Here is a 10,200-nt window from a genome sequence, read left to right on the forward strand (position 1 = left end):
ACCGCTGGCGCCTGGCGAGCCTGTTATGATTCGCGGCAATCCGTTCTCTGGAATTGCCCCATGTCCCGCGAAATCCGCATCGCCACCCGTAAGAGCGCCCTGGCCCTGTGGCAGGCCGAGTATGTCAAAGCCCGTCTCGAGCAGGCCCATCCTGGCCTCAAGGTCAGCCTGGTGCCCATGGTCAGCCGCGGCGACAAGCTGCTCGACGCGCCGCTGGCAAAGATCGGCGGCAAGGGCCTGTTCGTCAAGGAGCTGGAAACCGCACTGCTGGAGAACGAGGCGGACATCGCCGTGCATTCGATGAAGGACGTGCCCATGGATTTCCCCCAGGGCCTGGGCCTGTACTGCATCTGCGAGCGCGAAGACCCGCGCGACGCCTTCGTCTCCAATACCCATGCCAGCCTCGACGCGCTGCCGGCCGGCAGCGTGGTCGGCACCTCCAGCCTGCGCCGCCAGGCCCAGCTGCTGGCGCGCCGGCCGAACCTGAAGATCCGTTTCCTGCGTGGCAACGTCAACACCCGCCTGGCCAAGCTCGACGCCGGCGAGTACGACGCCATCATCCTCGCCGCCGCCGGGCTGATCCGCCTCGGCTTCGAGGATCGCATCCGCAGCTCGATCAGCGCCGAGGACAGTCTGCCGGCCGGTGGCCAGGGCGCCGTCGGCATCGAGTGCCGCAGCGCCGATGCCGAGATCCACGCGCTGCTGGCGCCGCTGCATCACCACGAGACTGCGCTGCGGGTGACCGCCGAGCGGGCGCTGAACAAGCGGCTCAACGGCGGCTGCCAGGTGCCCATCGCCTGCTACGCCCTGCTCGAAGGCGACCAGCTTTGGCTGCGCGGCCTGGTCGGCCAGCCCGATGGCGGCCAGCTGCTGCGCGCCGAGGCGCGTGCCGCCGCCAGCGACGCCGAAGCCCTCGGCGTGCGCGTGGCCGAAGACCTGCTGGCGCAGGGCGCCGAGGCCATTCTCAAGGCGGTGTACGGCGAGGCCGGCCACCCGTGAGCGCCTGGCGCCTGCTGCTGACCCGGCCGGCCGAGGAATGCGCGGCGCTGGCGCAGACGCTGGCCGAGCACGGCATCGCCAGCCACGGCATGCCGCTGCTGGCGATCGAGGCGCTGGCCGAGACGCCCGAGCAGCGCGCGGTCTTCGCCGAGCTGCCGCGCTACTGCGCGGTGATAGTCGTCAGCAAGCCGGCCGCGCGCCTGGGCCTGCAACTGCTGGATCGCCATCGAGCGCAGCCGCCGGCCGATCAGCCCTGGTTCGCCGTCGGCGCGGCCACCGCCGCGCTGCTCGTCGAACACGGCCTGCCTGCCTACTACCCCGAGGGCGGCGACGACAGCGAAGCGCTGCTCGCCCTGCCGCGCCTGCAGCAGGCCATCGCCGCCGTGCCTGCGCCGCGGGTGCTGATCCTGCGTGGCGAGGGTGGCCGAGAATTCCTCGCCGAGCGCTTGCGCGGCCAAGGCGTGACGGTCGACTATCTGCCACTGTACCGCCGCCGGCTGCCCGGCTATGCGCCCGGTGAGCTGGCCGCGCGGGTGCGAGCGGAACGCCTGAATGCCCTGGTGGTCAGCAGTGGGCAAGGGCTCGAGCACCTGGTCGAGCTGGCCGACGCCGCCTGGCCCGAGTTGGCTCGGCTACCCTTGTTCGTACCCAGCCCGCGCGTCGCCGAGCAGGCGCGCCGCGCTGGTGCGCAGATCGTTGTGGATTGTCGCGGCGCCAGCGCCGCGGCCTTGCTGGCGGCGCTGGAACGGTTCCCCGCCGCCCTCTGATAAGGATGGATACGTGAGCGAAGCAGCCACCCCGAAAGACGAAACGCCGGCCAGCGAGGCCACCGCCATTCCTCCCGAAGCGCCCGCCAAGCCTGCGCGCAGCGCCGGGCGCGGCCTCGCCGCCGTCGCCCTGCTGGTCGGCCTGGTCGGCGCTGCTGCGGCCGGCTGGAGCTTGTGGCAGCTGCAACAGCTGCAACTGCAGGAGCAGCAGCAGCGCGAGCAGCTGCAGAGCGCGCGCGCCGAGAGCAGCAAGGTCGGCGAGCTGATCGGGCAGCTGCAGGGCCGCCTCAACGACCTGCCCAGCGCCAGCGAACTGGACGAGCGCCGCCGCCTGCTGGCCAGCCTGCAGGGCGATCAGCAGCGCCTCAGCCAGCGTCTGGAGTCGGTGCTCGACGGCAGCCGCCAGGACTGGCGCCTGGACGAGGCCGAGCACCTGCTGCGTCTGGCTACCCTGCGCCTGTCCGCGCTGCAGGACGTGGCCAGCGCCGAGGCGCTGGTACTGGCCGCCGACGAGATCCTGCGCGCACAGGACGATCCCGCCGCCTTCGCCGCACGCGAGCAGCTCAGCCGCAGCCTGGAAGCGCTGCGCACCACCCAGCGTCCGGATCGTGTCGGCCTGTTCCTGCAGCTGGCCGCCCTGCGCGAGCAGGCGGCCACGCTCAACCCGCTGGCGCCGACCCTCCAGGGCCAGGGCGACGTACTTTCCGACCTCGCCGCCGAGGGCGATGGCAGCGCCTGGTGGAGCGAGTGGGTGCAACAGCTGGCGCAGTATTTCCGCATCGAGTTCGATGCCGACCGCAATATCCGTCCGCTGCTCTCCGGACAGAGCCTGGCGCAGGTGCGGCTGAGCCTGTCGCTGGCCCTGGAGCAGGCGCAGTGGGCCGCGCTGCATGGCCAGAGCGGGGTCTATCGGCAGGCGCTGAAGCAGGCCGGGGAGATCCTCGACGCCCATTTCAACCTGGACAATCCCGACAGCCGCGCGCTGCGCCAGCGCTTCGGCGAACTGGCCGGCGCCGCCATCGAGGTCAAGGTACCGGACCTGAGCGAATCGCTCGGTGCGCTGCAGGCCTACCTGCAGCGCAAGCAGGCGCAGCGCCGTCAGGGGGCCGCCGCGGCCGGGGAGGCGCAATGAAACGCCTGCTCTGGTTGCTGCTCCTGCTCGCCGTCGCTGGCCTGCTGTACCTGCTCGGCCTGGCGATCCAGGCCGACCGCGGCTACGTCCTGTTCGCCTACCAGGGCTTTCGCTACCAGTCCGGCCTGTGGGCCTTCCTCGCCCTGGTGCTGGTGGCTGTGCTGCTCTATTACCTGGTCAAGGCACTGTTGCGCCTGCTGCTCAGCTCGACGCGCCTGGCCAACCCCTGGTCGCGCCTGCATCGTCACCGGCGTGCGCGCCAGGCCTCTTCCCAGGGCCTGCTCGACCTGGCCGAGGGGCGCTGGGCGCGCGCGCTGCGTCATCTGAGCCGAGCCGCCGAGGATGAACCGCAACCGCTGATGTACTACCTCGGCGCCGCCCGTGCTGCGCACAAGCTGGGGCAGCACGAGCAGAGCGATGCCATGCTCGAGCGGGCCCTGGCGCGCCAGCCGCAGGCCGAACTGGCCATCGCCCTGACCCATGCCGAGCTGCAGCAGGGTCGCGGCGAGAGCGATGCGGCGCTGCAGACCCTGCAGGTGATGCGCGAGCGCCACCCGGGCCATCACCTGGTGTTGCGTCAGCTGCAGCGCCTGTATCTGCAGCGCCAGGACTGGTCCGCCTTGCTCGGCCTGCTGCCGGAGTTGCGCAAGGAGAAGGCACTGCCGGCTGCCGAACTGGACGAGCTGGAGCGCGAGACCTGGCGCGGGCGTCTGGTCGATGCCGGGCATGCCGGTCTGCAGGGCGGCGAGACCGCTCTGCAGCCACTGACCCAGGCCTGGCAGCAGTTGGCCGCACCGCTGCGCCAGGAGCCGGAGCTGCTCGCCGCCTATGTCGAGCAGTTGCGTCGCCTGGGCGCTCAGGAGGAGGCCGAAGAGGTGCTGCGCGCGGCTCTCAAGCGCTCCTATGACAGCCGCCTGGCGCGTTTCTACGGCGTGCTGCGCGGCGCCGACCCGGCGCGCCAACTGCAGACCGCCGAACTCTGGCTCAAGCAGCACCCGCACGACCCGGCGCTATTGCTGACCCTGGGCCGCCTGTGCCTGCAGAACCAGCTGTGGGGCAAGGCGCGCGACTACTTCGAGACCAGCCTCAAGCTGGAGCGCCACCCGGAAACCTGCGCGGAGCTGGCGCGCCTGCTGGCCCAGCTGGGCGAGCTGGAGCGCAGCAACCAGCTGTTGCTGGAGAGTCTCGGCCTGCTCCACCAGGGCCTGCCGCCCTTGCCTCAACCCCAGGTGGCAGGCGCCTGAAGGCCGGCGGCCGATTGTCACCGCGCGGACGGAGGGGCGTTGCAGGGGGATGAACAGCCTGCCGCAGCGCGCGAGGCGCCTTGAAAGGCGCCCGCGCTTTCCTCTACCGTAATCGCCCTCGATTTCCCTCCCCGGAGCCTCCATGCACCTGGCCAGTTCGCGTTCCCTGTTCCTCCTGGCGTTTTTCGGCTGTCTGCTGCTGATGGCGGCGGCCCTGTACCTGGAGCACGTGGTCGGCCTGGAGCCCTGCCCGCTGTGCGTGGTGCAGCGCATTTGCGTAATCGGCTTCGCCCTGGTCTGCCTGGTCGCCGCGATCCATGGCCCCGGCCAGCTGGGGCGCAGAATCTATGCGGTGCTGGCGCTGCTGTTCGCCGCTGCCGGTGCGGCCACCGCCGGCCGGCAGATCTGGTTGCAGAGCGTGCCGGCCGAGGAACTCGACGCCTGCCTGCCGGGACTGGAGTACATGATCGAGGCCTGGCCGCTGCAGGAAATCGTCAGCAAGGTGTTCCGCGGCACCGCCGATTGCGCCGAGGTCAACTGGACCCTGTTCGGCATGAGCATCCCCGAATGGAGTCTGCTCGGTTTCATCGGCATGCTCGGTTTCTGCGTCTTCCAGCTGCTGCGCCGCAGCTGAACGGTCGCAACGCCCGAGGCACGGCTGCTGCGGGTCGGGGATCAAACGGCTGTATGAAAGTTTCTCTCGGACGTGCCTTGATGGCGCTTGCCCAGGGGCATAATCTGGCTCGCACGCACCGCCGGAAAAACGCCGTTTCGCGGTTGCCTTCCCAAGGCCAAGCACCGATTGACAAAAAACCGTCTCGGGAGCGGACGTACAACAGGCATCACCGATAAGGGAAGCGAGGACCATCATGCTCGAGAGTTGCCAGAACGCACAGGAACGCTGGGGTGGGGTACATCAACTGATCGACCGCTGGCTGGGCGAGCGCCGCGAACTGGTGCAGGCCTACAGCGCGCTGATCAAGGCGCCGCAGGCGCCGGCGATCAACGGCGAGGCCCTGCAGGGCTTCTGCGAAGTCCTGGTGGACTACGTGTCGGCCGGGCACTTCGAGGTCTACGAACAGCTCACCAGCGAGGCCAAGGCCTTCAACGACCAGCGTGGTCTGGAGCTGGCCAAGCAGATCTATCCGCGCATCGAGGCCATCACCGAAGTGGCGCTGGCGTTCAACGACCGGTGCGACAACGGCGACTGCCGCGACAGCGTGTCGCTGGTGGACGAACTGAACCGTCTGGGCCAGTTGCTGCACGAGCGCTTCGAGCTGGAAGACTGCCTGATCGAGGTGCTGCACAACGCTCACCAGGAACAGGCCGCGCCGGCGCTCTGAGTCTCTGCCGGCTACGCGCCGGCACCTAGTCGGCTACGTCGAGCAATTCCAGGTCGAAAACCAGCGGCGCATGGGGCGGAATCAGATCGCCCGCGCCTTCCTCCCCGTAAGCCTGATCCGACGGCACCACCAGGCGCCAGCGCGCGCCTTCGGGCATTTGCAGCAGCGCATTGCGCCAGCCGGCGATCAGGCCGCCCAGGCGAAACCACTGCGGCTCGTTGCTCGCATCGAACGGGCTGCCGTCGGCCAGGGTGCCGCGGTAACGCACCTGCACTCGGCTATTGGGGCCAGGTTTGACGCCGTTGCCGGCGCGCAGCTCGCTGACCAGCACTCCGCCCTCGATCACCCGTACGTTGGGTCGCACGCGCTGCTCGGCGAGAAAGCGCCGCTCCGCGGCGATGGCGTGGGCATGGCGCTGCGGGTCGACTTCGATACGCGCCTCGTGCTCCTCGAGCAGTTGCTCGATGCGTGCGTCGTCCAGGCGCAGTGGCTGGCCATCGTAAGCCTGGCGCAGGCCGTCCAGCAGCGGCTTCAGCGGCAGGTCCGGTACCTCCTCGCGCAGGCGCTCGCCCAGGCGAACACCGAGGCTGTAGGCCAGATCCTCCTGCCGGTTCTCGGCCTGCGCCAGACTGGCGCAGAGGCAGAGGGCTATGACTGCGACGCGGTTCATGCGGATGTCTCCCGAGCGGTACGGCGGCGATTATGCCAGTGCGCGCGGCAGCCTGCGCCGGTCGCCAAAAGGCCTATGGCGGAGGCGAACACGGGCGACTAGTATGGGGCGCATCCACATCCGCCAGGAGGCGCGCCATGTCGGCCAAGAAGAAGACCATCAGTACCCCTTTGCACCTGCTGCACCAACTCACCGGCAGCCTGCTCGAGCATCTGGAAAATGCCTGCTCGCAAGCGCTTGTCGATGCCGAAAAGCTCCTCGCCAAGCTGGAGAAGCAGCGCGGCAAGGCCCAGGAAAAACTGCACAAGGCGCGCAGCAAGCTGCAGGACGCCGCTGTCGCCGGCAAGGCCAAGGCCCAGGCCAAGGCCAAGGACGCGGTCGCCGAACTGGAAGAACTGCTCGATACCCTCAAGGCGCGCCAGAGCGAGACCCGTAGCTATATCGCCCAGCTCAAGCGCGATGCCCAGGACAGCCTGAAGCTGGCCCAGGGTGTGGGCAAGGTCAAGGAAGCCGCTGGCAAGGCGCTCGATAGCCGCGAGGCCAAGGCAGCAGCCCCGGCCGCGAAAGCGACCGGCAAAACCGTCGCGGCGAAGAAACCCGCTGCCGCGAAGGCACCGGTGACGAAGGCCAGTGCCAAGCCCGTCGCGGCAAGCCAGCCAGCCGCCAAGCCGGTTGTCAGCAAAGCGGCCGCGCCCAAGGCGGCGGCAGCGAAGACCGCGGCGAAACCAGTCGCCGCGAAAGCAGCTGGCAAGCCAGCCGTCACTAAACCGGCGGCCGCGAAAGCGCCGGCCAAGCCAGCCGCCAAACCGGTGGCAGCCAAACTTGCTGCCGTGAAACCGGCAGCCAAGGCGGCGCCTGCCAAACCGGTAGCCAAGGCCGCCAGCAAGCCGGCAGCGGTGAAGAAGCCGGTGGAGCCCAAGGCGCCCGTGAAGAAGGCCCCGGCCAAACCCGCCGCGAAGCCGGCAGCCGCCGCGCCGGCCAAGCCGGAGGCCCCGGTCGCAGCCGTGGCGCCTGCTAGCGGCAATGGCGCTGCGGCACCGAGCGCGTCCTAACGATTGGCGGCGTCGCGCAGCACTTGCAGCGCGGCGCTGTCGTCTCCCGCCAGGCGACCCAGCCAGTCCTCGTCGCGGTGCTCGCTCGGCCAGTCAGCCGTCAGCGTCTCGATGCGCTGCAGCAGCAGCCGTTCGGCTTCCAGCTCCAGCTTCCTGATCCCTTCACGCAGCGTCGCCAGCTCGCCGTCCGCGGCCGCGGCCGAGCGCCAGTCGCGCCGCAGCTGGCGTAGCGGTGCGACGATCTCGCGCTGCCAGGGCTCGGCCAGGGCCAGCAGCGCCCCGATATAGGGCTCGCGACAGGGCACGCCGCGTCGTTGCAGCCAGGCGCCGGCCAGCAGCAGGCAGACGTCGCCACCGGCATCCTGCAGGCTCAGGCAGGCCGCTTCCACGCCCGGCCTGGCGTAGAGCCGCACGGCGAAATTCCACAGATCCTGCACGCGGCCTCCCAGGCGATTTGATAGACTCCGCCGCCATTATGATCCGACTCCAGAACCTCACTCTACAGCGTGGTCCGCAGCGCCTGCTCGAAGGCGCCGAACTGACCCTGCACGCCGGCCAGAAGGTCGGTCTGATCGGCGCCAACGGTGCCGGCAAGTCCAGCCTGTTCGCCCTGCTGCGCGGCGAGCTCGGCCCGGACGCAGGCGGCTGCCAGCTGCCGGCCGACTGGCGCATCGCCCATATGCGCCAGGAGGTGGACAACCTCGAGCGCCTGGCAGTGGACTACGTGCTCGATGGCGACGTGCACCTGCGCGCGATCCAGGCGGACCTGGCCGGCGCCGAAGCGGCCCACGACGGCGCCGCCATCGCCCGCCTGCACAGCGAGCTGGACAACGCCCAGGGCTACTCGGCCGACGCCCGCGCGCGCAAGCTGCTGGCCGGCCTCGGTTTTCAGGCTGCGCAGATGGATCGCCGCGTCGGCGACTTCTCCGGCGGCTGGCGCATGCGCCTGAACCTGGCCCAGGCGCTGATGTGCCCGTCCGAGCTGTTGCTGCTCGACGAGCCGACCAACCACCTGGATCTGGACGCCATCCTCTGGCTGGAGGAGTGGCTCAAGAGCTATCCCGGCACCCTGCTGCTGATCTCCCACGACCGCGACTTCCTCGACGCCGTGGTCGACCATGTGGCGCATCTGGAGCAGCAGAAGCTGACCCTCTACCGCGGCGGCTACTCGGCGTTCGAACGCACCCGCGCCGAGCGCCTGGCGCAGCAGCAGCAGGCTTTCGAGAAGCAGCAGGCGCAGCGCGCGCACATGGAGGACTTCATCCGCCGCTTCAAGGCCAAGGCGACCAAGGCGCGCCAGGCGCAGAGCCGGATCAAGGCCCTGGAGCGCCTGGAGGAGCTGGCCCCGGCGCATGTCGATTCGCCGTTCGACTTCGTCTTCCGCGAGGCGGACAAGGTCTCCAGCCCGCTGCTGAACCTGTCCGAGGCGCGCCTGGGTTACGGCGACAAGACGGTGCTGGACAAGGTCAAGCTGAGCCTGGCGCCCGGCGCGCGCATCGGCCTGCTCGGCCCCAACGGCGCCGGCAAGTCGACCCTGATCAAGACCCTGGCCGGTGACCTCACCGTGCTCGGCGGCGAACTGGCACGCGGCGAGAACCTGGCCATCGGCTATTTCGCCCAGCACCAGCTCGACGCGCTGGACCCCAAGGCCAGCCCGCTGCTGCACGTGCAGCGGCTGGCGCCGAGCGAGCGCGAGCAGACCCTGCGCGATTTCCTTGGCGGCTTCGATTTCCGCGGCGACCGCTGCGACGAGCCGGTCGTCAACTTCTCCGGTGGCGAGAAGGCGCGCCTGGCCCTGGCGCTGATCGCCTGGCAGAAGCCCAACCTGCTGCTGCTCGACGAGCCGACCAACCACCTCGACCTGGAAATGCGCCTGGCCCTGACCCTGGCCCTGCAGGAGTTCGCCGGCGCCGTGCTGGTGGTGTCGCACGACCGTCATCTGCTGAAGAGCACCACCGACGAATTCCTCCTGGTGGCCGACGGCCGTATCCAGCCGTTCGAGGGCGACCTTGACGACTACGCGCGCTGGCTGATCGACTACCGCGCCCGCCTGCAGCCGCAGAGCGCAACCACGCCTGCCGCCGACAAGACCGACAAGCGCGCTCAGCGCCAGGCCGCCGCGGTGCTGCGCCAGCAGCTGGCGCCGCACAAGAAGCAGGCCGACAAGCTCGAGCAGGAGTTGAACAAGCTGCACCAGGCCCTGGCCACGGTGGAGGCGCAGCTGGGCGATAGCGGCCTGTACGAGGCGGCGCGCAAGGACGAGCTGCGCGAGCGGCTGGCCGAGCAGGCGCGGCTCAAGGCCCGCGAGGCCGAACTGGAGGAGGCCTGGCTGCTGGCCCTGGAAACCCTGGAGGCGCTGCAGCAGCAACTGGAGGCGAGCGAGTGATGGAGTCGCTGGAGCTGCTCACGGCCTGGCGCGAACCGCTGATCCGCGCCGGCCAGGTGCTGTTGATCCTGCTGCTGGCCTGGCTCGCCCAGCGCATCCTGACCCGCGCCATCAGCCGTCTCGGCGCGCGCTACAGCCTGCTGCCGCAGGAGGTGCTGCTGCCGCTGCGCGGCCTGCTGCGCTGGCTGATCATGGGCAGCGCCTTGATGCTGGTGCTCGAGCGCCTGGGCGTGTCGGCCACGGTGCTGTGGACCGCCATCACCGGCTTCGCCGCCGTGGCGGCGGTGGCCTTCTTCGCCATCTGGAGCGTGCTGTCGAACATGTTCTGCGCGCTGCTGATCTTCGCCATGGGGCCGTTCCGCCTGGGCGACACCGTCGAGGTGATCGAGAGCGCCGACAAGCCGGGCGTCAAGGGCCGCGTGCTGGCCATCAACCTGTTCTACACCACCTTGCAGGATGTCGGCGAAGAGGCCGCCGGCGCGCTGCTGCAGGTGCCCAACAGCCTGTTCTTCCAGAAATCCGTGCGTCGCTGGCGTTGAGGTTGAACGTAGGGCAAGCCCCCAGGATCTGTACGAAAAGTGCTGGTGCGTGTTGCGCTCGCGGCCGG

11 protein-coding genes are annotated in these 10,200 nt (G+C 69.6%); 9 read left to right on the forward strand and 2 right to left on the reverse strand.

Translation table 11 applies throughout. From position 1 onward, the window contains the following. Nucleotides 1–60 precede the first annotated feature (60 nt). The 6 genes from hemC (at nucleotide 61) to rsd (ending at nucleotide 5,485) form a co-directional block, all read left to right on the forward strand. Nucleotides 61–999 carry a hydroxymethylbilane synthase gene (hemC, locus tag ACUTAF_RS22435; RefSeq protein WP_445582034.1) on the forward strand — a complete coding sequence of 313 codons (939 nt, stop codon included), beginning with the start codon at nucleotides 61–63 and terminating at the stop codon, nucleotides 997–999. Further along, nucleotides 996–1,766 (forward strand): uroporphyrinogen-III synthase, encoded by a 771-nt coding sequence (locus ACUTAF_RS22440; RefSeq protein WP_445582035.1) that lies wholly within the window; start codon nucleotides 996–998, stop codon nucleotides 1,764–1,766. The genes hemC and ACUTAF_RS22440 overlap by 4 nt, the downstream gene beginning before the upstream one ends. Before the next feature lie 13 nt (nucleotides 1,767–1,779). Further along, on the forward strand, nucleotides 1,780–2,898 hold the full coding sequence (locus ACUTAF_RS22445; RefSeq protein ID WP_445582036.1) for a uroporphyrinogen-III C-methyltransferase: 1,119 nt from the start codon (nucleotides 1,780–1,782) through the stop codon (nucleotides 2,896–2,898). Beyond that, nucleotides 2,895–4,142, forward strand: a complete 1,248-nt coding sequence (locus tag ACUTAF_RS22450; protein ID WP_445582037.1) for a heme biosynthesis HemY N-terminal domain-containing protein — start codon at nucleotides 2,895–2,897, stop codon at nucleotides 4,140–4,142. Before ACUTAF_RS22445 ends, ACUTAF_RS22450 begins: the two co-directional genes overlap by 4 nt. A gap of 142 nt (nucleotides 4,143–4,284) precedes the next feature. Beyond that, a complete protein-coding gene (locus ACUTAF_RS22455; RefSeq protein ID WP_445582038.1) occupies nucleotides 4,285–4,776 on the forward strand; it encodes a disulfide bond formation protein B in 492 nt (163 codons plus the stop codon). Between the two features lie 235 nt (nucleotides 4,777–5,011). Beyond that, entirely contained in the window at nucleotides 5,012–5,485 is a 474-nt protein-coding gene (rsd, locus tag ACUTAF_RS22460) for a sigma D regulator (RefSeq protein ID WP_445582039.1), read from the forward strand. Between the two features lie 25 nt (nucleotides 5,486–5,510). Here rsd and ACUTAF_RS22465 read toward each other — a convergent pair whose 3' ends face one another. Beyond that, complete coding sequence (locus tag ACUTAF_RS22465; RefSeq protein WP_445582040.1) at nucleotides 5,511–6,155, reverse strand: FKBP-type peptidyl-prolyl cis-trans isomerase; 645 nt, start codon at nucleotides 6,153–6,155, stop codon at nucleotides 5,511–5,513. 137 nt (nucleotides 6,156–6,292) lie between these two features. Here ACUTAF_RS22465 and ACUTAF_RS22470 point away from each other — a divergent pair, with 137 nt between their 5' ends. After that, nucleotides 6,293–7,207 (forward strand): AlgP family protein, encoded by a 915-nt coding sequence (locus ACUTAF_RS22470; RefSeq protein ID WP_445582041.1) that lies wholly within the window; start codon nucleotides 6,293–6,295, stop codon nucleotides 7,205–7,207. On the opposite strand, the gene ACUTAF_RS22475 is transcribed toward ACUTAF_RS22470, so the two are convergent. After that, nucleotides 7,204–7,644 (reverse strand): TIGR02444 family protein, encoded by a 441-nt coding sequence (locus ACUTAF_RS22475; protein ID WP_445582042.1) that lies wholly within the window; start codon nucleotides 7,642–7,644, stop codon nucleotides 7,204–7,206. The genes ACUTAF_RS22470 and ACUTAF_RS22475 overlap by 4 nt on opposite strands. 38 nt (nucleotides 7,645–7,682) lie before the next feature. On the opposite strand from ACUTAF_RS22475, the gene ACUTAF_RS22480 reads away from it, so the two are divergent. Next, nucleotides 7,683–9,593 carry an ATP-binding cassette domain-containing protein gene (locus ACUTAF_RS22480; RefSeq protein WP_445582043.1) on the forward strand — a complete coding sequence of 637 codons (1,911 nt, stop codon included), beginning with the start codon at nucleotides 7,683–7,685 and terminating at the stop codon, nucleotides 9,591–9,593. Further along, nucleotides 9,593–10,132, forward strand: a complete 540-nt coding sequence (locus ACUTAF_RS22485; RefSeq protein ID WP_445582494.1) for a mechanosensitive ion channel domain-containing protein — start codon at nucleotides 9,593–9,595, stop codon at nucleotides 10,130–10,132. The genes ACUTAF_RS22480 and ACUTAF_RS22485 overlap by 1 nt, the downstream gene beginning before the upstream one ends. The last annotated feature ends 68 nt before the right edge of the window (nucleotides 10,133–10,200 follow it).

This window comes from Pseudomonas sp. SP16.1, from assembly GCF_052682975.1.